This window comes from Methylopila turkensis (assembly GCF_027922325.1).
Taxonomy (GTDB): Bacteria; Pseudomonadota; Alphaproteobacteria; order Rhizobiales; family Methylopilaceae; genus Methylopila; species Methylopila turkensis.
The window spans coordinates 162,276-181,589 of record NZ_BSFL01000003.1 but is presented as its reverse complement, the minus strand read 5'-3'; the positions used below and the strand labels follow the sequence as shown (position 1 = coordinate 181,589).

General features: G+C 69.9%; 20 protein-coding genes and 2 pseudogenes. 3 read left to right on the top strand and 19 right to left on the bottom strand.

Translation table 11 applies throughout. From position 1 onward, the window contains the following. Window positions 1-6: 6 nt before the first annotated feature. Entirely contained in the window at window positions 7-309 is a 303-nt protein-coding gene (locus PKE78_RS12080) for an urease subunit gamma (protein WP_271201156.1), read from the bottom strand. Between the two features lie 16 nt (window positions 310-325). Further along, window positions 326-1,177: an urease accessory protein UreD gene (locus tag PKE78_RS12075; RefSeq protein WP_271201155.1), complete on the bottom strand. Its 852-nt coding sequence runs from the start codon at window positions 1,175-1,177 to the stop codon at window positions 326-328. Between the two features lie 147 nt (window positions 1,178-1,324). Between PKE78_RS12075 and PKE78_RS12070 the strand changes: the two genes are divergently transcribed. Next, entirely contained in the window at window positions 1,325-1,516 is a 192-nt protein-coding gene (locus tag PKE78_RS12070) for a hypothetical protein (RefSeq protein ID WP_271201154.1), read from the top strand. A 10-nt stretch (window positions 1,517-1,526) separates the two neighbouring features. Here the strand turns inward: PKE78_RS12070 and PKE78_RS12065 are convergent, their stop codons facing one another. The 4 genes from PKE78_RS12065 to PKE78_RS12050 form a co-directional block, all read right to left on the bottom strand. After that, the gene (locus PKE78_RS12065) at window positions 1,527-2,342 is read right to left on the bottom strand and encodes a CDP-alcohol phosphatidyltransferase family protein (RefSeq protein ID WP_271201153.1); all 816 of its coding nucleotides are present in this window, start codon (window positions 2,340-2,342) and stop codon (window positions 1,527-1,529) included. 22 nt (window positions 2,343-2,364) lie between these two features. Next, a complete protein-coding gene (locus PKE78_RS12060; RefSeq protein ID WP_271201152.1) occupies window positions 2,365-3,069 on the bottom strand; it encodes a phosphatidylserine decarboxylase in 705 nt (234 codons plus the stop codon). Window positions 3,070-3,113: 44 nt separating this feature from the next. Next, entirely contained in the window at window positions 3,114-5,072 is a 1,959-nt protein-coding gene (locus PKE78_RS12055; RefSeq protein WP_428981267.1) for an ABCB family ABC transporter ATP-binding protein/permease, read from the bottom strand. A 61-nt stretch (window positions 5,073-5,133) separates the two neighbouring features. Next, a complete protein-coding gene (locus PKE78_RS12050; RefSeq protein ID WP_271201151.1) occupies window positions 5,134-6,546 on the bottom strand; it encodes a LysM peptidoglycan-binding domain-containing protein in 1,413 nt (470 codons plus the stop codon). Between the two features lie 167 nt (window positions 6,547-6,713). On the opposite strand from PKE78_RS12050, the gene PKE78_RS12045 reads away from it, so the two are divergent. After that, window positions 6,714-7,319 (top strand): LOG family protein, encoded by a 606-nt coding sequence (locus PKE78_RS12045; protein WP_271201150.1) that lies wholly within the window; start codon window positions 6,714-6,716, stop codon window positions 7,317-7,319. 5 nt (window positions 7,320-7,324) lie between these two features. Here PKE78_RS12045 and PKE78_RS12040 read toward each other — a convergent pair whose 3' ends face one another. From PKE78_RS12040 to yajC, 5 genes are read right to left on the bottom strand one after another with little or no spacing between them, the layout of a single operon-like run. Then, the gene (locus PKE78_RS12040; RefSeq protein WP_271201149.1) at window positions 7,325-8,167 is read right to left on the bottom strand and encodes a phytoene/squalene synthase family protein; all 843 of its coding nucleotides are present in this window, start codon (window positions 8,165-8,167) and stop codon (window positions 7,325-7,327) included. 25 nt (window positions 8,168-8,192) lie between these two features. After that, the gene (locus PKE78_RS12035) at window positions 8,193-8,570 is read right to left on the bottom strand and encodes an Mth938-like domain-containing protein (RefSeq protein ID WP_271201148.1); all 378 of its coding nucleotides are present in this window, start codon (window positions 8,568-8,570) and stop codon (window positions 8,193-8,195) included. Between the two features lie 7 nt (window positions 8,571-8,577). Further along, the gene (secF, locus tag PKE78_RS12030) at window positions 8,578-9,534 is read right to left on the bottom strand and encodes a protein translocase subunit SecF (protein WP_271201147.1); all 957 of its coding nucleotides are present in this window, start codon (window positions 9,532-9,534) and stop codon (window positions 8,578-8,580) included. A 15-nt stretch (window positions 9,535-9,549) separates the two neighbouring features. Then, entirely contained in the window at window positions 9,550-11,160 is a 1,611-nt protein-coding gene (gene secD / locus PKE78_RS12025; RefSeq protein ID WP_271201146.1) for a protein translocase subunit SecD, read from the bottom strand. Between the two features lie 52 nt (window positions 11,161-11,212). Continuing rightward, window positions 11,213-11,554 carry a preprotein translocase subunit YajC gene (gene yajC, locus PKE78_RS12020; RefSeq protein ID WP_271201145.1) on the bottom strand — a complete coding sequence of 114 codons (342 nt, stop codon included), beginning with the start codon at window positions 11,552-11,554 and terminating at the stop codon, window positions 11,213-11,215. A gap of 287 nt (window positions 11,555-11,841) precedes the next feature. Between yajC and PKE78_RS12015 the strand changes: the two genes are divergently transcribed. Beyond that, the gene (locus PKE78_RS12015) at window positions 11,842-12,723 is read left to right on the top strand and encodes an ATP-binding protein (RefSeq protein WP_271201144.1); all 882 of its coding nucleotides are present in this window, start codon (window positions 11,842-11,844) and stop codon (window positions 12,721-12,723) included. Between the two features lie 84 nt (window positions 12,724-12,807). Here PKE78_RS12015 and PKE78_RS12010 read toward each other — a convergent pair whose 3' ends face one another. The 8 genes and pseudogenes from PKE78_RS12010 to PKE78_RS11980 all read right to left on the bottom strand — a co-directional run bounded on the left by PKE78_RS12010 (window position 12,808) and on the right by PKE78_RS11980 (window position 19,284). Next, entirely contained in the window at window positions 12,808-14,328 is a 1,521-nt protein-coding gene (locus PKE78_RS12010) for a peptidoglycan DD-metalloendopeptidase family protein (RefSeq protein WP_271201143.1), read from the bottom strand. Window positions 14,329-14,457: 129 nt separating this feature from the next. Further along, a complete protein-coding gene (locus PKE78_RS12005; protein WP_271201142.1) occupies window positions 14,458-15,120 on the bottom strand; it encodes a protein-L-isoaspartate(D-aspartate) O-methyltransferase in 663 nt (220 codons plus the stop codon). 11 nt (window positions 15,121-15,131) lie between these two features. Beyond that, the gene (surE, locus tag PKE78_RS12000) at window positions 15,132-15,899 is read right to left on the bottom strand and encodes a 5'/3'-nucleotidase SurE (protein ID WP_271201141.1); all 768 of its coding nucleotides are present in this window, start codon (window positions 15,897-15,899) and stop codon (window positions 15,132-15,134) included. 166 nt (window positions 15,900-16,065) lie between these two features. Continuing rightward, window positions 16,066-16,683, bottom strand: a pseudogene (gene serS, locus PKE78_RS18540) (serine--tRNA ligase); the annotation flags it as partial. Between the two features lie 162 nt (window positions 16,684-16,845). Then, a pseudogene (locus PKE78_RS18535) lies at window positions 16,846-17,508 on the bottom strand (serine--tRNA ligase); the annotation flags it as partial. A 158-nt stretch (window positions 17,509-17,666) separates the two neighbouring features. Continuing rightward, the gene (gene tatC, locus PKE78_RS11990; protein ID WP_271201139.1) at window positions 17,667-18,458 is read right to left on the bottom strand and encodes a twin-arginine translocase subunit TatC; all 792 of its coding nucleotides are present in this window, start codon (window positions 18,456-18,458) and stop codon (window positions 17,667-17,669) included. Further along, the gene (gene tatB, locus PKE78_RS11985; RefSeq protein WP_271201138.1) at window positions 18,455-18,964 is read right to left on the bottom strand and encodes a Sec-independent protein translocase protein TatB; all 510 of its coding nucleotides are present in this window, start codon (window positions 18,962-18,964) and stop codon (window positions 18,455-18,457) included. The genes tatC and tatB overlap by 4 nt, the downstream gene beginning before the upstream one ends. An 80-nt stretch (window positions 18,965-19,044) precedes the next feature. Continuing rightward, a complete protein-coding gene (locus tag PKE78_RS11980) occupies window positions 19,045-19,284 on the bottom strand; it encodes a twin-arginine translocase TatA/TatE family subunit (protein ID WP_271201137.1) in 240 nt (79 codons plus the stop codon). Window positions 19,285-19,314: the final 30 nt, after the last annotated feature.

Sequence of the window (19,314 nt, the reverse complement as noted above, 5' to 3'; positions counted from 1 at the left end):
GCCTGCTCACCGGATCGGTTCGTGGACGGTGACGAGCTTGGTCCCGTCCGGGAACGTCGCCTCCACCTGCACGTCGTGGATCATCTCGGGCACGCCCTCCATCACCTGCTCGCGCGTGAGCACTTTGGCGCCGGCGGCCATCAGCTCGGCGACCGTGCGGCCGTCGCGGGCGCCCTCCACCACGAAGTCGGCGATCAGCGCCACCGCCTCCGGATGGTTCAGCTTCACGCCGCGCTCGAGCCGGCGGCGGGCGACGACCGCGGCCATGCTGATCAGCAGCTTGTCCTTCTCGCGGGGGGTGAGGTTCATCGATGCTCCCGAACGTTCAGAACGCGAAGACGCGCGGCGGAGGCCGGCCGGACAGGACGCCGATCGCGGCCGCCACGTCCCGCCGCAGGGCGGCGGCGTCGCGCGCGACCAACCGAGCGACCAGGCAGCCGTCGAACACGCTCGCGCCCGCCTCAGAGGAGCCCGAGGCGAAGGCCTCGCGCAAGCCTGAAAGTCGGGCTTCGGCGGCCTGCGAGACGAGCAGCAGCGTCGCGGTCGCAAGGCCCCCGGCCGCGACCGCCGGCCGGTCGAGCCGATCCGCGACTGCGCCGTCGAGCTCCAGCGCGTCGGCGAACACGAGCCGCCCGCCGCGCCGCACCCGCCAGCGGTCGAAGACGCGGCCCCGCTCCACCCGCTCGCCGCGGGCGGAGCGGCCGAACACGAAGCTGTCGCAGGCGAGCAGTTCGGCGTCGTCCGCAAGCTCGGCGTCGAAGCTGCGCTCCAGCCGGGCCCCGTCGAACAGGATGGTCTCCTGGGGCAGCCAGTGGGCCACCGCTCCCGCCGCGACCGTCAGCCGGTTCGCGATGACCGCCGGGTCGGACACCGCGCGGTAGGTCTTCTCCGCGGCCTGGGTGGTGACGGAGGCCTCGGCGCCCTCTCCCCAAACGATCTCGACGTCCAGCCGATCGCCGCCGGTAACCCCGCCGCCGATGTTCGCGAGAACCGCGCAGGGCGGCGTCCCCGGCTCCGGGCGCGGGAACAGCACCCGGAGCGCGCCGGCCTGCTCCAGATCCGCGAGCCGCGTCGCCGGCCCCCGACGCGCGAACGCGACCCGCGCCGCGCCCTTGGCGCGTTGTCGTCCGTCGTCCCGGACCTTCGTCGCCTCGACCGGAATCGGCTTTTTCTCCACCTTGACGGAACAAAAAGATGCGACGCGCGTTCGGATGTCCGCAAGTCCGGGTGAATTTCCTCGGATTAACTTGGGCGTTAACCAGAAATTAACCGGGCGTTAACAATGTTGGCCGTATCGTCATACCGTTCTGCCGAGGATGCCGATATGCCATCCGTTTACGTCGCTCCGCTCGCATCGACCGCGCCGATCTTCGCGACCGCAGGTCTGAGCCTTGAGGAAATGCGCGACTACGTCCGCCGCCGTCGCCCCGCGACGACCGCCGAAGCGCTCCGGATGCTGCGCGACGCCTACCCCGCCGCTCCGCTCCGCCTGCGCGTCGCCGCCTGCGAGAGCTGAAGAAACGACGTCAACCCTCTAAGGGCGCGGGCGTTTCCTTCGTCGCCGCATCCATCGCCACGAGCCGTCGGCGGTGCAGATAGGCGAAGGGCAGCGTCCCGAGATAGCCGAGCGTCGCCAGCGCCAGCATCGCCCAGGGGTAGCTGATCAGCAGGGTCACGATCAGCGCGGCGCCGATCAGCAGCGGCGCCACATAGGCGAGGTGGACGCGCCGTCCGAACTGCTTGCCCGACCAGGTCGGCAGCGGGCTCACCATCAGCAGCGCGATCGCGAGCACGTAGAGCAGCACGACCGGAAGCGCCACGGGCACACGCGGAAAGCCGAGAAATTCCAGATAGATGGGCAGCAGCGCGGCGATCGCGCCGGCCGGTGCCGGCACGCCGACGAAGAACTGTCCGGACCAGGCCGGCTTGTTGGGATCGTCCAGCGCCACGTTGAAGCGCGCCAGCCGAAGCGAGCCCGCGATCGCGAACACGAGCGCGCCCATCCAGCCGACATGGCCCAGGCCGTTCAGGCCCCATACGTAGAGAATGAGGGCCGGCGCCACGCCGAAGCTGACGAAGTCGGCGAGGCTGTCGAGTTCCGCGCCGAAGCGGGAGGTGCCCTTCAGCAGCCGGGCGAGCCGCCCGTCCACGCCGTCGAGCGCGCCGGCGAGCACCACGAGGTAGACCGCGAGCTCCAGCCGGCCTTCGATCGCCATCCTGACGCCCGTCAACCCGGCGCAGAGCGCCAGCAGGGTGACGAGGTTCGGCAGCAGCAGCCGAAGCGGGACGAACCGGAGTCGGGCGCGCCGAGGGGCGGGCTGTCCAGACGGCGCGCTGTCCATGTTCCTCGTCCCTCCGCTCTGTTCAGCTCGACCGGAACGAGCGGGGCGCGGCCTCGCCTGTGAGGTCGGCGATCACCGTCTCGCCGGCGACGGTCCGCTGGCCGACGCCGACCAGCGTCGTCGCGCCGGCCGGCAGATAGTGATCGACACGGCTGCCGAACCGGATCAGGCCGAAGCGCTCGCCGGGACCGGTCGCGTCGCCCTCGCGCACGAAACAGACGATGCGGCGCGCGACCAGCCCGGCGATCTGGACCACGCCGAGCGAACCATAGGACCCTTCGATCACAAGCCCGTTGCGCTCATTGTCTTCGCTCGCCTTGTCGAGATCGGCGTTCAGGAATTTGCCGGCCGTGTAGGCGATCCGGGTCACGGTCCCGCCGATCGGCGCGCGGTTCACATGGACGTCGAACACGTTCATGAACACCGCCACCCGCGGCAGCGGCGCGGCGCCGAGGCCCAGTTCCGGCGGAGGAACCGCCGCGCTCACGTCGCACACGACGCCATCGGCGCCGCTGACGACAAGCCCGTCGGCTTCCGGCGTCACGCGATCGGGATCGCGGAAGAACAGCGCGCACCAGATCGTCGCGCCGACCCCGATCCAGCCCAGCGGCTGCCAGATCAGGAACAGCACGAAGGCGATGACCGCGAAGATCGCGATGAACGGACGGCCTTCGCGATGGATTCGCGGAACGGCCTTGCGGATGGATGCGGTGACGTCGTCGATCATGGTCGGGCGGTCTTAAGCCATGCCAGCGCGCGAACCAAGCGCGCTCACTCGGCCGCGCCCGCTTCCGCGATGTCCCGGCGGGCGCGAAGCTCCGCGTCGTCCCGATCGTCGCGGCTTTCGTCGTCATCCATGCGGGCGAGCGTCTCGCGAGCCTCATCCGCCTCGCGCTGTCGGCTCCAGAGGCTGGCGTAGAGGCCTCCGGCCGCCAGCAGTTCGGCGTGCCGACCGCGTTCGACGATGCGGCCCGCCTCGAGCACGAGAATGTCATCGGCGGCGACGATGGTCGAAAGCCGGTGCGCGATCACGAGCGTGGTGCGCCCTCGCGACACGCGCTCCAGAGCGTCCTGAATCTCTTTCTCGGTCGCGCTGTCGAGCGCCGAGGTCGCCTCGTCCAGAATCAGGATCGGCGGCCCCTTGAGGATGGTGCGCGCGATCGCGACCCGCTGCTTTTCGCCGCCGGAAAGCTTCAGCCCGCGCTCCCCGACCTCGGTGTCGTAGCCGCGCGGCAGGTCGCGGATGAACCCGTCGATCTGCGCGAGCGAAGCCGCCTCCTCCACCTCCGCGTCGGTCGCGTCCCAGCGGCCGTAGCGGATGTTGTAGCGGATGGTGTCGTTGAACAGCACCGTGTCCTGCGGGACCATGCCGACCGCCTCACGCAGGGAGCTCTGCGTCACCTCCCGGATGTCCTGTCCATCCACGGTGATGCGCCCAGCGCCAACGTCGTAGAAGCGGAACATCAGCCGCGAGATCGTGGACTTGCCCGCCCCCGACGGTCCGACGATCGCGACGGTCTTGCCCGCCGGCGCCTCGAAGCTGACGTTCTTCAGGATCGGGCGCTCGGGCTCGTAGGCGAAGTCGACGTTCTCGAACCGGATCGTCCCGCCGCGCACCGCAAGCGGCGGCGCGCCGGGCGCGTCCTCGATCTCGGGATCCTCGCCGAGCAGCCGGAACATGGCCTCGAGATCGGTTACCGACTGTTTGATCTCGCGGTAGATGAAACCCATGAAGTTCAGCGGGACGTAAAGCTGGATCATCATCGCGTTGATCAGCACGAAATCGCCGATGGTGTTGGTCCCGGCGCGGATGTCCGAGACCGCCATGATCATGCAGATCGTCAGGCCAGCGGAGAAGATCAGCGCCTGCCCGCCGTTGAGCCAGGCGAGCGAGGTGTAGGCGCGGATCGAGGCGCCCTCGTACCGCCCCATGGCGCGGTCGTAGCGGGCGGTCTCGCGACCCTCATTGCCGAAGTACTTGACGGTCTCGTAGTTGAGCAGGCTGTCGATCGCCTTGGAGCTCGCGTCCGTATCGGTCTCGTTCAGCACGCGCCGGATGCCGAGCCGCCACTCGGTCGCGGCGTAGGTGAAGGCGAGATAGACCGCCACCATGCCGGCGACCACGGCGGAATAGACCCAGTCGAACTGGTAGGCCAGCGCGCCGAGCACCAGCGCCAGTTCGAGCATCGTCGGCACGACGGTGAGCATCGCCGTGCGCGTCAGCGTCTCGATGGCGTTGCGGCCGCGGTCGACGACGCGGCTGATCGCGCCGGTGCGGCGGCCGAGGTGAAACCGCAGGCTCAGCCGATGGATGTGGCGGAACACCTCCAGCGACAGCCGCCTGACGGCGTTGGTGACCACCGGCGCCGTCACGCCGTCGCGCGCCTGCGCGAAGGCCACCATCAGAACGCGGCCGGCGCCGTAAGCCAGCACCATCAGCACAGGCGCCCCGAGCGCGTAGGCCTCCCAAGAGCCCGCCGCCGCCGCGCCTTCGCCCTTCGCCGCCGCCAGCGCGTCGGTCGCCCACTTGAAGCCGTAGGGCACGAGCACGGTGATGACCTTGGTCAGCACAAGCAGCACGACCGCAAGCGCCATGCGCCGTTTCAGATCCGGCCGGTCGGCCGGCCACATGAAGGGCTGGAGGCCGCGCAGGATGCGGAACAGCGCGATCCCGCCGCCGTCGAGCTTGGGACGGAACGCGGAAAAGCTGCTGTCGGGGGGAGGCGCCATCGAGACGGTTACGTATGCCTGCTCGGCGCGGATGCGAGAGGGGCTCCTACGCCCAGGCTCTTTACGGCCGTCCGGCCTGGCTTCCCTCGCCGGCCGGCACCACCAGGACCTGACCGGGATAGATCAGATTCGGGTTCCGAATTTGGCCATCGTTCGCTTCGTAGATGACGGTGTAGCGCATGCCCTTACCGTAGGCCGAGCGCGAAATGCGCCAGAGGCTGTCGCCGCGCTTCACGGTCGCCGTCTCGATCGCCGCGACGACCGGGTTTGCGTCGCCCGCGGCCGCGGCCTGCGGCGACGGATCCGAAGCGGACGGCTGGCCGCCGGCAGACGGCGCGCCGGGGCTTACGGCGGCCGGGGCTCCGGCCTGCCCTGCGACGGGAGCGGCGTACGTGAAGCGGGTCTCCGCCCGCGCCACGACAGTCTCGCCGCCTCGCTTCAACTGATCGGCCCGCACCACGTAATCGCCCGGGGCCAATCCGCGCTCGACCCTGAGCGACCAACGATCGTCGCCGCCGATGATCGCGGTCGCGACCGGCGCGTTGTTGAGGTAAAGCCGCAGCCGCTCGCCGGAAGGTCCTGCGCCTTGTGCGTAAACTCGTCCGCTCTCAGCCTCCACCGCGCCGATCGCAAGCCGCGTCGCGGAGGGAGCCGTCGCCTGGGACGGCGCAGGTGCCCGAGCCATCGGCGCCTGCTCGGTCGGAGCCGGCGTCGCAGGGGGCTGCGCGGCGGCCGCCTGCGGCTGCTGCAGAATACGCGACGGCGCGTTGGGCTCGTTCAGGACGACGATCACGTCCTTCGAAGGCGGCGTCGGCACCGCAACCGTCAGGCTTTGCTCGGAAAGCTGCTCGCGCCCTTGGGCGTCGCGCGCCCGGAGCGCGATTTGGTAGTCGCCCGGCGGCAGAGGGTCCGGCGTCATCGCCCATTGGCCCTGGGCATCGGCTTTGGCCGCGGCGTGCGGCTTGCCGTTCGCAAGCAGCTCCGCGGAGCAGTTGGCGACGCAACGCCCCGCCACCACCATGTCGCCCGACGGTTCGACCCGCACCACGTCGAACGCCGGCTTCGACGCTTCCGGCTTCGTGGCCTGGGCGGGATCGCCCATTGCGGGGCCGGCGGCGTTCGGCTGCGCGGCTGCCGGGGGCGGCGCGGCTGGTTCGCCGGCAGGCGCCGCGGAGGGAGGGCTGGGCGCATTCGCCTGAGGAGCTGCGGCCTGCCCCGATGGCGCAGCGGGCGCGGGCTTTTCGACCTGGGGCGCCGTCGCCTGCGGGGCGCCGCCGTTCGCCGGCGGGACGGCGGCCCGGGGACGCTCCGGCGCGGCCGGCTGGCGTTCCGCGCTCCGGAACCCGTCGACGTAGCCTCGAATCTGCGGCTCACAACCGTAGCCGACGGCGATCGCCGCCACCACGACGAACCCGATTGCAAACCCGCGCTTGACCGCCGCGTCCATCTCGCCGAACCACCCTGTCGCCGACATGACCACCGATGCGGCCGCTGCGCCGTCATCCGCCGGTCATGTCCCCCCTCCTACAACGGCGGCGGCCTCCGCGCACGCATGATCGCCTTGGCCTTTCGCCGCCCCGAACCTCATCGTGCGCGTCTAGTCATCTTGACCGTCGCGCGCGCCCGGCGCCAACTCAGGCCATGACACGAATCCGAAACGTCTGCGTTTACTGCGGTTCGAGCACGGGAGCCCGGCCGCAGCACATGGAGCATGCGGCCAGCCTGGGCCGCGCTCTCGCACGGGCTGGCGTCGGGCTGGTCTATGGCGGCGGCAACATCGGGCTCATGGGCGCGGTCGCGCGCGCGGCGCTTGAGGCCGGCGGCCACGTCACCGGAATCATTCCCCAGTTTCTGGTCGACCGCGAGGTGATGCTTGCGGACGTTCAGGAACTGCTGGTCACCGCCGACATGCACGAGCGCAAGCGCCTGATGTTCGAGCGCTCCGACGCCTTCGTCGCGCTCCCGGGCGGCGTCGGCACGCTGGAGGAGCTTGTCGAGCAGATGACCTGGGCCCAGCTCGGCCGGCATGACAAGCCGATCCTGATCGCCGATTTCGACGGCTTCTGGAGTCCGTTGCTGACGCTGCTGGAGCACATGACGACCGAGGGCTTCATCCGGCCCGGCTTCACGGTTCCCTATGTGGTCGCCGACAAGGTCGAGGACATCCTGCCTCTGCTCAACGAGGCGGCGAGCGTTCTGGTCGAGACCGAGCCCTCGCCCGACGAAGCTGCGCTTCAGCAGCTCTGACGTCCTCAGAACGGCGGGAAGCGACGGCTCGCTCGCCAGAGGCGGGCCATGCGCAGCCAGCGCGGGCTTTCGCCCTCCGGCGGGGCCTGTCTGGCGTAGCGCGCGAGATCCCGAGCGACCGGCGCCAGCGGCAGGAAGGCCGCGCCGGCCACAGGGTCGACCGAGGCGAAGGCTGACCTCGCCTCGGTGAGCCGCCGCGTTGCGACCGCCGCGAGTTCGGCGACCAGCCCGGAGACGCGCGCGCCGCCCCTCCGCTCGCCGAGATCGGCGAGCGACACGCCACGGGCCGCCATACGGTCGGCCGGAACCAGCCCCCGGAGCCGCTCCGGCCGCAGGTGGATGTCGGCGATCAGGCGCGCTACCCCGAGCGCCACCCCGCCATAACCGGCCGCGTCGGCGCCGCCCGGCTCCCGGCCCTTCGCCAGCAGGATCGACGCCAGCCGCAGCACCGCCGACCGGGTCGCCCCGAACCGCGCCTCCATCTCCTCCACGGACGCGACGGGATCGTCGTAGAGGCCGTCGTTGTGGGCGTCGATCAGGCCTTCGAGCGCCGGCCTCGGCAGGCCGCCGTACCGGATCGCGGCCTCGAGCGCCCGCATGACCGGGTGGGAAGCGGCGTCCGCGCGCTCGGGGTCCGCGAGGGCGTCGCGCCACCACTGCAGCCGCAACTCCCCCGGCATCGGTTCGCTGACGAGATCGCGGACACGGGCGAGTTCGGCGTCGAAGGCGTAAAGCGCGAGCAGATGGGGCCGCGCCTCGGCGGGCGCGAACAGAGTCGCGGCGTATCGGTCGAAATCAGTGGAGCGGACGAGGGAGGCGACGAGATCGCCCGCTGCGTCGTCGGTCACGGCGGTTCCGCCCCCGGGCGCGGCTTCAGGCTATGGCGAGCAGGGCGGCGGCGACCCGCCGCTTCTCGCCGGTGAGAATGTTCCACGTGCGCGCCGCGGCGCCGGTCGCCATGGTCTCGACGACGATGCCGCGGTCTCTGAGCGCCGCGCGCACCGCCGGCGGAAGACCCGCAGGCTGCGCGCCCGTACCGACGAGCAGGGTGTCGATCGCGTCGGCCTCGTCGAAAACGCGCTGGAAGGCGGCTTCGTTCAACTCGGCCGGATGGGCGAACGGCCACGCCCACATGCCGGACGGCAGCGCCAGCAGCGAGCCGCGGTGCGACAAATCGGCGAAACGAAAGCCGCCGCCGCCGTAAGCGTCGATCAGATGGGCGCCCGGCAGGTGACGGCCGTCGGGCCCCACGCCGCCCTCAGGCCCGGACCTGCGCCGCCTTCGCGTCCGCCTCGGCTTTCTCGTCGGCCGCGGCGCGCGCGGCGGTCTTGAGGCCGAGATAGATCAGCATCGGCGACGACACGAAGATGGCGGAATAGGTGCAGATCACGACGCCGAACAGCATGACGTTCGCGAAGCCCTGGATCGCCTGTCCGCCGAACAGCACCAGCGCGAGCAGCGACAGCGCCGTCGTCGTCGCCGTCATCACCGTGCGCGACATGGTGTGATTGATGGACAGGTCGAGCAGTTCTTCCGTCGGGATGTTCTTGTAGCGACGGAGAAGCTCGCGCGTCCGGTCGAACACGACCACCGTCTCGTTGAGCGAGTAGCCGACGATCGTCAGAATCGCGGCGATCGACGTCATGTTGAACTCTTCACGCGTGATGATGAAGAATCCCACGGTCAGAACGATGTCGTGCAGGGTGCCGATGACGGCTCCGATCGCGAGCGTCAGCTCGAAACGGAACCACAGGTAGATGAGCACCGAGACGATCGACAGGACGACGCCGAGCGTGCCGGCCTGCACCAGTTCCCCCGAGACGCGGGGGCCGACGGTTTCGACGCGTCGGACCTCGTACTCGCCCTCGAAGGCGGCGCGCGCCTTGCTGACGAGCGCGCTCTGCGCGGCGTCGCCGCCGGGCTGGGTCCGAAACCGGATCGACACCTGGCCGTCGCTTCCGAACTCCTGCACCTCGACTTCGCCCGCCTCGAAGCCGTGCGCAGTCTCGCGCACCTTGCCGACGTCGGCCACGCCGGATTTCGACTGCAGCTCCATCAGCGTGCCGCCGGTGAAGTCGATGCCGAAGTTCAGACCGATCGTAAGGAACAGGACGACCGTGATGACCGAAATGGCGGCCGAGAACGGGAAGCTCAGCACGCGCCAACGCACGAACCGGAACTTGCTGTCATCGGGAAAGAGGCGAATCAGACGCATCGGCCGGGCCTTGAGTCAGAACGGCATCGTGGTCGGGCGGGTGCGCCGATACCACAAGGCGATCATCATGCGGGTCATCGTGACGGCGGTGATGACGGTCGTCAGGATGCCGAGAAGGAACACGACGGCGAACCCGCGAACCGGGCCGGAGCCGAGCAGGAAGAGGATGAGGGCCGCGATCGCCATCGTCGAGTTCGAGTCGATGATGACGGCGAAAGCGTGCTTGAAGCCCGCTTCGATGGCGGAGACCATGCTGCGGCCCGCCCTGAACTCCTCGCGGATGCGCTCGTAGATCAGGACGTTCGAATCCACCGCCGTGCCGATCGTAAGCACGATGCCGGCGATGCCGGGCAGGGTCAGCGTCGCGCCGAGCAGCGACATGAGCGCGAAGATGAAGATGACGTGGACGACGAGCGCGATGTTGGCGAAGAAGCCGAACACGCCGTAGGTCGCGAACATGAAGACCACGACGAAGGCGGCGGCGTACCAGGTGGCGCGGGTGCCGGCGTCGATCGAGTCCTGCCCGAGGCCGGGGCCGACGGTGCGCTCCTCGATCACGTTGAGCGGGGCGGGCAGAGCGCCGGCGCGCAGCAGCACGGACAGGTCGTTCGCGCTCTCGACCGTAAAGCTGCCGGAGATCTGCCCCTGTCCGCCGGTGATCGGCTCGCGGATCACCGGCGCCGAGATCACCTTGTTGTCGAGCACGATGGCGAAGGGCCGACCGACGTTCTCGCGCGTCACCTGGGCGAAGGCCTGCGCCCCGCGGTTGTTGAAGCGGAACGAGACGACCGGCTCGCGGGTGTTCTGCTCGAAGCTCGGCTGCGCGTCCTGCAGGTCTTCGCCGGAGACGATCACGCGCCGCTCGACCACGACGGGAATGTTCTGGCCGCCGCCCTCCTCGTAGAGCAGCTCCGACCCCGAGGGGATCGCGCCGCTCGGCGGCTGCCCGACGGGGAAGTTCGGGTCCACGAGGCGGAACTCGAGCTTCGCGGTCTGACCGAGGATATCCTTGAGGCGTTGCGGGTTCTCGAGACCCGGCACCTGGACGAGGATGCGGTCGGCGCCTTGCCGCTGGATCGAGGGCTCGACAGTGCCGAGCTGGTCGACGCGGCGGCGGACCACCTCCAACGACTGGTCGACCGCCTGACGCACGCGCGCCTGAAGGCCCTGATCCGTGAGCGTGGCGGTCGCGACGTTGGAGCCGCGCTGCCCGACCTGCAGGTCCACCTCGCCGGTGGCGCCAAACACCGTGTTGGTGATCGGCTGCGCGATGGTGCGCAGGCGCTCCTGCGCCTTGGCGAGGTCGTTCGGGTCCCTGAGCGTGACGGACACCGTCTTGCCGTCGAGCCTGATCTCGCTGGTCCCGATCCGGGCTTCGCGCATCAGACGGCGCGCGTCCTCCTGCAGCGCCACGCCGCGGGCGCGGGCGAGCGCCTCCCCGTCGACCTCCAGCAGGAGCTGCGAGCCGCCCTGCAGATCAAGGCCGAGAACGATCGTCCGCGGCGGAAACCAGCTCGGATAGGAATCGAGCACGGACTTCGGCAGCACGTTCGGCAGCGCGAACAGGACGCCGAGCGCGCAGAGCGCGAGCACCGCGGCGGTCTTCCAGGGAGAGAAATGCAGCATGAGCCCTCAAGGCCTCGCATGGACAGGCGCGCGTCACAGCGCGCCTCGCGCCTCAGGCGGCGTCGGTCTTTACCGGCTCGCCCTTGGCGCGGACCTCGGCGATCATGCCCCGCGACAGGCGCACCCGCACGTTCTCGGCGATCTCGATCTGGACCTCGCCGTCGTCGACGACCTTCGTCACCTTCGCGATCAGGCCGCCGGAAGTGACGACCGTGTCGCCGCGGCGCACGTTCTTGATCATCTCCTGATGCGCCTTCACCCGACGCTGCTGCGGCCGTAGAATCAGGAAGTACATGATCACGAAGATCAGCAGGAACGGCAGAAGCTGGATCAGGAAGTCGGCGCCGCCGGCGGCCGGGGCGGCGCCTTGGGCGAAAGCGGACGTGACGAACATCTAAGGCTCCGATGGCGGGGTCGCGCCGCGATCGGGAAGGACCCGGCCTCGATCACGCGAAAAGCCGGGACGGTCCGCCCCGGCGAAAACGCGGCGGACTATATCCACGGCCCTTGCGAAATCAAATCACGGCTCGGATGAGCGGGCCCCCAGGCTTTCGTCGAACCGGCGTCGCGCCGACGCCGGGCATGCGGGCGGCGTTCTGGACGCCCCGCCCAGAGCGGGCTAACGACGGTCGCCGGCCTCATGTCCGGCCTCTCCCGCACCCCGGCGTTCGAGGCGTTTCCATGTCCGATCCGTTCTATTCCATGCCAGCGACGGACACCCGTGACGCGCTGCTCGCCCGCATCGCGGACGCGCTGGAGCGAATGGCGCCGCCCCGCGCCGAAGCGCCGGACTTCGCCAGCGCCGAGGCCTTCGTCTGGAACGCCGCGGAGAAGCGACTCGCGCCCGTCGCCGAGGTGTCGCGCGTCGACATGGCGCTGCTGAAGGGAATCGACCGCGTCCGCGACCAGTTGCTCGACAACACCTTTCGCTTCGCCCGCGGCCGCCCCGCCAACAACGCCCTGCTCTGGGGCGCGCGCGGCATGGGCAAGAGCTCGCTGGTGAAGGCCGCCCACGCCACGGTCGCAGCCTCCCTCGTCGCGGAGGGCAAGCCGCCGCTGAAGCTCGTGGAGATCCACCGTGAGGACATCGAGAGCCTGCCCGTGCTGATGGGCCTGCTGCGCCCGGCGCCCAACCCGTTCCTGCTGTTCTGCGACGACCTCTCGTTCGACGCGGAGGACACGTCGTACAAGTCGCTGAAGGCCGTGCTCGACGGCGGCGTCGAGGGACGGCCGGCCAACGTGCTGCTCTACGCCACCTCGAACCGCCGGCACCTGCTCGCCCGCGAGATGATCGAGAACGAGCGTTCGACCGCGATCAATCCGGGCGAGGCCGTGGAGGAGAAGGTCTCGCTGTCGGACCGCTTTGGCCTGTGGCTGGGCTTCCACCGCTGCAGCCAGGACGAGTATCTCGCCATGGTGAACGGCTACGTCGCGGATCTCGGGCTGGACGTCGCCTCCGACCAGCTCCGCCGCGAAGCGCTGGAATGGGCGACGACCCGCGGCTCGCGCTCCGGCCGCGTCGCCTGGCAGTTCGTGCAGGACCTCGCAGGGCGCGTGGGCTAACGCAAAGCTTCGGCCCCATAACAAGAGAACCCCGGCGACCTTTCGGCGCCGGGGTTCTTTCTCGTCGATCCAGCGCTCGGGCGGTCAGATGCCCGCGAGGTGATCCATCGGGTCGACCGCGGTCGCGCCCTTGCGGACTTCGAAGTGAAGCTGCGGCGTGCTCACGTTGCCGGTCGAGCCCGACTTGGCGATGATCTGGCCGCGACGCACCGGGTCGCCGCGTTTCACGTTCAGCGCGCTGTTGTGGGCGTAGGCCGTGACCCAGCCGTTCGAGTGGCGCACCAGCACCAGGTTGCCGAAGCCCTTCAGTTCGCTGCCGGCGTAGGCCACGACGCCGTCGTCGGACGCCTTGACCTCGGTGCCCTCGGGCACCGCCAGATTGATGCCGTCGTTCGTCGTGCCGTTCGCCTTCGAGCCGTAGCCCGAGATGACGCGTCCGCGCACCGGCCAGCGGAAGTTCGGGCCCGAGGGGGCCGCCGCCGGAGCGGGGTCGACCTTCACCGAGGCCGTCTTCACGTTGTCCGACGGGTCCGGCGCGTCGGAGGCCTTGGATTGCGCTCCGGCGAAGGCGGGAGCCTGCGCGGCGGGCGACCCCGAAACGCTCGGCTTCAGCGTTGGCTGGACGGCGGCGACCTTCTGCGGGAGCGGCTTCGCAGCCTCGATCTTGGCGGCCTCGGCGCCCTTCGCCTGCGGACCCTGCACGAACTGCATGCGCGGCTCGCCGGCGGCGGGCGTGGGAGCCGGGGCGACGCGGGCGACCTGCGCCGACCCGCCGCCGGGGATCTGAAGCCTCTGGCCGACCCGCACCATGGTGTCGGGCGAGATGCCGTTGGCGTCCGCGATCGCGTTCCGGCTGACGCCATACTGGCGCGAGACGGCGGAGAGCGTCTGACCGGGCTCGACCACATGCGAGCGGCCGGCGGACGAGGAAGCGACGCGGGAGGGCGTCGCAACCGGCGCGGCGGCGACAGGCGCAGGCGCGGTCATGCGGGGCTCGGCGGCCGCGACGGCGCGGCCGCGACCGGCCGTATAGACGGGGATGACGACCTGCGAGCCGGGGCCGACATTGCTCGCGCTCTGGAGGCCGTTCGCCTGCAGGATCGCGCTCGCCGGCACGCCGTAGCGCTGCGACAGGGTGTGGATGGTGTCGCCCTGGCCGAGCGTGACGGTGGAGCCGCCCTCCGCCGACCAGTTGGAGGAGGCCGACGCGACCGACGGCGCGGGGCGGGCGATGGCGGTCCGGCTCGCCGACGGGATCGAGCCCGTGGTCGGCGGATCGTAGGAGCGGGAGCGCGGCTCGTTGGAGCTCTGCTGCTGGCCGTCGAAGCCGCGCATCGGCGCGGACTGGGAGGGCGGCAGAGAGCCGAGCGGCGCGCGCTCGACCCGGCTCGACGGGGCGGCGCGGACCGTGCCGGTGTAGCGCGGCTCGGCCGGAGCGCGGTAGGTCGGCTCCGAGGACGAGGCCGACGAGAACGGGTTGGAGAAGGGGCTTTCGCCGAAGCGGCTGGAGTCCCCGCTGCAGGCGGCGGTCCCGCCGGCTGCGAGAGCGACCAGAGCGGCCCGCGCAAGCAGCTTGGCGCGAAGGCACGGAACGACTTTACGCATGTTGGACACTCGCAACGAACTCGACCGTCATGACCGTAGTAATGAGCCGTTGAGGTAAACGGAGGGTTATCTTCGGGGCGAAAAAGCCACGAAGACGCCGCAAGTGTTGTCGCGCGAGGGGTTAACCCGTCAGAGCGCGGCGGCGACGCCGGGGGTCATCGGCGAGACGGCGACGAATCCGAGCATGGTTTCGTCGAGCGCGCCGTCGGCGCCCTTCACGAAGCGCGTCAGCCGGCGCGACCGCCCCTGCCCTACGGCTGCGATCATCACGCCGCCCGGCTTGAGCTGGTTCAGCAGCGCCGACGGCGGCGCGCCGACCGCGCCCGAAATCAGGATGCGGTCGAACGGCGCGCCGGCCGCATGGCCCTGCAGGCCGTCGGCGAGGACGAAGGTCACGTTTTCGGCGCCGCCGAGACGCTGGAGCCGGGCTTCGGCGGCCTTCAGCAGGCCGCGGAAGCGGTCGAGCGCGATCACGCGGGCCGCGAGCCGCGACAGCAGCGCGGTCTGGTAGCCGGCCCCGCAGCCGACCTCCAGCACGACATGGCCCTCCTCGGCCCCGAGCGCCTCGGTGACGGTCGCGATGTGCGACGGCGATTCGATCGTCTGGCCGCAGTCGATCGGCAGCGCGCGATCGGCGTAGGCGACGGCGAGATGCTCCCGCCGAACGAACAGCGAGCGCGGGATGGTCTCGATCGCGCGCAGCAGGCGCATGTCGCGCACGCCGCGCGAGCGCAGCTTGAGCACGAGCTCGGCGCGGCGAATGCGTTCGGCCTCGTCGCGCGGGTCGGTCATGGCGGCGTCGCTCAGGCGTCTGCGAAGGCGGCGCGCAGGCCGTCGAAGGTGTCGCGGTCGGTCAGGTCGATCTTGAGCGGCGTCACCGAGATCAGCCGGTCGCGGATCGCGGCGAGGTCGGTGCCCTCCCCGGCCTCGACCTGGGCGCGGCCGAAGGCGATCCAGAAATAGGGATTGCCACGGCCGTCCTCGCGCCGCTCCACCCTGAGCAGCTCCTGATTGCGCTTGCCCTGGCTGGTGACCGCGACGCCCTCCACCTCGCCGGCGGGGCAGCCGGGGAAGTTGACGTTGACCAGACGGTCGGCCGCGAACCCGGCCTTGATGATGCGGCGCACGACGTCCGCGCCGTGGGCGCGGGCCGATTCGTACATGTCGTCGAGGTCGCGGGTCCGGTCGTAGTTCTGCGACAGCGCGATCGACGGCACGCCAAGCAGCGTGCCCTCAATGGCGCCGGCGATCGTGCCGGAATAGGTGACGTCCTCGGCGACGTTCTGGCCGCGGTTGACGCCGGACAGGATCAGGTCCGGCCGCGCGTCGTAGAGCACGTGGCGTACGCCCATGATCACGCAGTCGCTCGGCGTGCCGCGCACCGCGTAGCGCTTCTCGCCGATCTGGCGCAGGCGCAACGGGTCGCTCAGCGAAATCGAATGCGACGCGCCGGACTGGTCGGTCTCGGGCGCCACCACCCAGACGTCATCGGTCAGCTCCAGCGCGATCTGCTCCAGCGCCTCGAGCCCCTCGGCATGGATGCCGTCGTCGTTGGTCAGGAGGATTCTCATGGGTTCGCTCCTCCTTCGCAGCGCGCCGCGATTTCTTGTCCCGGCTTCGAGCCGGGACCCAGACGCGCCAGCGCGTCAGACAAAGCCGTGACGGTCGCTGCGCCCTCTTCCGCAAGCCTTGAGGCTCTGGGTCCCGGCTCAAGGCCGGGACAAGACCGCGCTCCCATCACGACGCCCGACCGATCGTCGTCAGCCCGCCCATATAGGGCTGCAGCGCGGCGGGGATGGCGATCGAACCGTCTTCCTGCTGGTAGTTCTCCAGCACCGCGACCAGCGCGCGGCCGACCGCGACCCCGGAGCCGTTCAGCGTATGGACGAAGCGCGGACCCTTGCCCTCGGCCGGGCGGTAGCGCGCGTTCATGCGCCGCGCCTGGAAGTCGCCGCAGACCGAGCAGGACGAGATCTCGCGATAGGTCTTCTGCGCCGGCAGCCAGACCTCGATGTCGTAGGTCTTGCGGGACGAAAAGCCCATGTCGCCCGTGCAGAGCGTGACGGTGCGGAACGGCAGATCCAGCCGCTTCAGCACCTCTTCGGCGCAGGCGAGCATGCGCTCGTGCTCCTCGAGGCTCTTCTCCGGCGTGGTGACGGAGACAAGCTCCACCTTGGTGAACTGGTGCTGGCGGATCAGCCCGCGCGTGTCGCGGCCCGCGGCGCCGGCTTCCGCACGGAAGCAGGGCGTACCGGCGGTGACGCGGAGGGGCAGTTCGTCCTCGCCCAGAATCTGCTCTCGCACGAGGTTCGTCAGCGAGACTTCTGCGGTCGGGATGAGCCAAAGCCGTTGTTGCCACAGGCGTTCCATTAGCGTCCGGATACCGACATCCGACGCTAAAAGTGAAGCTGCGCTTTGATCGTCAAGATGATCGCTCTTCGGCAGACCGCCCTGAGAAAACTCAGCCTTTAACGCCAAAATTTCCTGCGAAATCTCACTATCGCTAAGCTGTCTAACGGCGGAAAACTGATCATCCCGGAACTTCGGCAGTTGCGCGGTGCCGAACATGGCCTCGTCGCGCACCAGCAGCGGCGGAGCCACTTCGGTGTAGCCGTGCTCGGTGGTGTGCAGGTCGAGCATGAACGACATCAGCGCGCGTTCGAGCCGCGCGACCTGCCCCTTCAGCACCGCGAAGCGCGCGCCGGACATGCGGCTCGCGGCCTCGAAGTCGATCAGGCCGAGCGCCTCGCCGAGATCGTAGTGCGCCTTGGCGTCGTGGATCTCGCGCGGGGTCCCGACGCGGTGCAGCTCGACGTTGGCGGTCTCGTCCGGCCCGTCGGGCGCCTCGTCGAGCGGGATGTTCGGAATTTCGGCGAGCGCCGCCTTCAGCTCATCTTCCAGTCGCGCCTGCTCAGCTTCCGCCGCCGGCGCGTCCTGCTTGAGCCTGGCGACCTCCGCGATCAGAGCCGCGGCGCGCGCCTCGTCCTTCTGCGCCTTCGCCTGGCCGACCTCCTTCGACGCCGCGTTCCGGCGCTCCTGGATCGCCTGCAGTCGGCCGATCACCTCGCGCCGGCGCTCGTCGAGTTCGATCAGCCGGGCGCTCTGCGGATCAAGGCCGCGGCGCTCGAGCCCCCGGTCGAAGCTCTCGGGATCGTCCCGGATGAGGCGAATGTCGTGCATGAAGGGCGACCTTAGAGTTCGACGCAGTTCGGCTCGGATCGCCCGCCGTCATGCCCGCGCCTTCGCGCGGGCATCCACGACTTCGGAACACGCCCGCCGTCCAAGCCGTGGATGCCCGAAGACGGGCATGACGGCTCGTCCGTGAAAGAGGTCGCGGTCTACTTCGGCGCGTCCTCGACGGCTTCCGCCGCGGCCCGCCGCTTCTCCAACATCCGGACCACGAAGATCGAGGCCTCGTACAAAAGGATCGTCGGCACCGCAAGCGCGACCTGGCTGATGACGTCCGGCGGCGTCAGCACGGCGGCGATCGCGAACACGATCACGATGGCGTAGCGCCGCTTCTCCGCGAGCCACTTCGAGTCGATGAAGCCGGCGCGGGCGAGAAGCGTCAGGATCACAGGCGTCTGGAAGCAGATCCCGAAGGCGAAGATCAGCGTCATGATGAGCGAAAGGTACTCGCTCGTGCGCGCGATCAGCTCGATCGAGGCTCTGCCGGAGCCGCCCGTCTGCTGCATCGACAGGAAGAAGCGCATCGCGAGCGGCATCGCGGCGAAATAGACGAAGGCCGCGCCCAGCAGGAACAGGATCGGCGTCGCGATCAGATAGGGCAGGAACGCGCCGCGCTCGTTCTTGTAGAGGCCCGGCGCGACGAACATGTAGACCTGGCTCGCCACGATCGGGAACGAGATGAAGCCCGCGCCGAACATGGCGAGCTTGATCTGGGTGATGAAATACTCCTGCGGTGCGGTGTACTGCAGCCGGATCGCCTCGGCCGAGCCGGCGGCGAGCTCGTAGGGCACGAGCAGGATGTTGAAAATGTGCCCCGCGACCGAGAAGCAGATCGCAAAGGCCACGATGAAGGCGAGGATCGAGCGGATCAGCCGCGATCTGAGTTCGATCAGATGCTCGATCAGCGGCGCCTTGGTGGCGTCGATGTCTTCCTGGCTCACGAGGCGGCGTCCGGCTTTAGGGCTTCCGGCTTGGGGGCTTCCGGTTTGGAGGCTTCCGGCTTGGAGGCGGAAGGCGACGGCGTCGCCGGCTCGCTCGGGGTCTGCTGCTCCGGCGCGGCGGCGTCGGGCGCGGAGGGCGCAAGCGCGGAGGGCGCCGGCTCGGCCTCGGCGGGCGCCGGGGCGGGAGGATCGCCGGCAAGCGCCGCGGGCGGCTTGGCGTCGCCGTCGATCGCCTTCTTCAGCTCGTCGCGTGCGATGGAGAACGGATCTCCGCCGGCCGCCTTGCGCGCCACGTCCTTGATGCCGGAGACCTCGCGACGCAGTTCGTCGAGCTCGGCCTCACGCATCGCGTCGTTGAACTGGGTCTGGAACTCGCCCGCCATGCGCCGCACCGTCGCGACCATGCGGCCGACGTTGCGCAACAGGGCCGGCAGGTCGCGCGGGCCCACGACGACGAGCGCCACCACGGCGACGATCAGAAACTCGGACCACGCGATGTCGAACATGGGCTCAGCCCCGCTGCGGGGCGATCAACGGAGGCTGGCCGGGCGACGCCGAACGGCGGCGCCCGCGGACGCGCGCGGCGTCAGGACTTGTGGCCGTCGACGCTGCCGACGCCGGGCCGCACCTGCGCGTCGGCGCGGTGCTCGATCGGCTGGGCGGGACGCTGCTGCGACATGCCCTCGGCGACGTCGTCGTCCTCCGCGAGCCCCTTCTTGAAGCTCTTGATGCCTTTGGCCATGTCGCCCATCAGCTCGGAAATCTTGCCGCGCCCGAACAGCAGCAGGACCAGCACGGCGACGACCAACCAGTGCGTGAGACTCATGACGCTTCCCTTTCGAACGGCGACGGCGGC

What these genes read in the sequence shown, in the direction of transcription:
- PKE78_RS12080 (WP_271201156.1), bottom strand. Translation starts at nt 309, where the DNA reads ATGAACCTCACCCCCCGCGAGAAGGACAAGCTGCTGATCAGCATGGCC.
- PKE78_RS12070 (WP_271201154.1), top strand. Translation starts at nt 1,325, where the DNA reads ATGCCATCCGTTTACGTCGCTCCGCTCGCATCGACCGCGCCGATCTTC.
- PKE78_RS12065 (WP_271201153.1), bottom strand. Translation starts at nt 2,342, where the DNA reads ATGGACAGCGCGCCGTCTGGACAGCCCGCCCCTCGGCGCGCCCGACTC.
- PKE78_RS12060 (WP_271201152.1), bottom strand. Translation starts at nt 3,069, where the DNA reads ATGATCGACGACGTCACCGCATCCATCCGCAAGGCCGTTCCGCGAATC.
- PKE78_RS12055 (WP_428981267.1), bottom strand. Translation starts at nt 5,072, where the DNA reads ATGGCGCCTCCCCCCGACAGCAGCTTTTCCGCGTTCCGTCCCAAGCTC.
- PKE78_RS12050 (WP_271201151.1), bottom strand. Translation starts at nt 6,546, where the DNA reads ATGTCGGCGACAGGGTGGTTCGGCGAGATGGACGCGGCGGTCAAGCGC.
- PKE78_RS12045 (WP_271201150.1), top strand. Translation starts at nt 6,714, where the DNA reads ATGACACGAATCCGAAACGTCTGCGTTTACTGCGGTTCGAGCACGGGA.
- secF (WP_271201147.1), bottom strand. Translation starts at nt 9,534, where the DNA reads ATGCGTCTGATTCGCCTCTTTCCCGATGACAGCAAGTTCCGGTTCGTG.
- secD (WP_271201146.1), bottom strand. Translation starts at nt 11,160, where the DNA reads ATGCTGCATTTCTCTCCCTGGAAGACCGCCGCGGTGCTCGCGCTCTGC.
- yajC (WP_271201145.1), bottom strand. Translation starts at nt 11,554, where the DNA reads ATGTTCGTCACGTCCGCTTTCGCCCAAGGCGCCGCCCCGGCCGCCGGC.
- PKE78_RS12015 (WP_271201144.1), top strand. Translation starts at nt 11,842, where the DNA reads ATGTCCGATCCGTTCTATTCCATGCCAGCGACGGACACCCGTGACGCG.
- PKE78_RS12010 (WP_271201143.1), bottom strand. Translation starts at nt 14,328, where the DNA reads ATGCGTAAAGTCGTTCCGTGCCTTCGCGCCAAGCTGCTTGCGCGGGCC.
- PKE78_RS12005 (WP_271201142.1), bottom strand. Translation starts at nt 15,120, where the DNA reads ATGACCGACCCGCGCGACGAGGCCGAACGCATTCGCCGCGCCGAGCTC.
- surE (WP_271201141.1), bottom strand. Translation starts at nt 15,899, where the DNA reads ATGAGAATCCTCCTGACCAACGACGACGGCATCCATGCCGAGGGGCTC.
- tatB (WP_271201138.1), bottom strand. Translation starts at nt 18,964, where the DNA reads ATGTTCGACATCGCGTGGTCCGAGTTTCTGATCGTCGCCGTGGTGGCG.
- PKE78_RS11980 (WP_271201137.1), bottom strand. Translation starts at nt 19,284, where the DNA reads ATGAGTCTCACGCACTGGTTGGTCGTCGCCGTGCTGGTCCTGCTGCTG.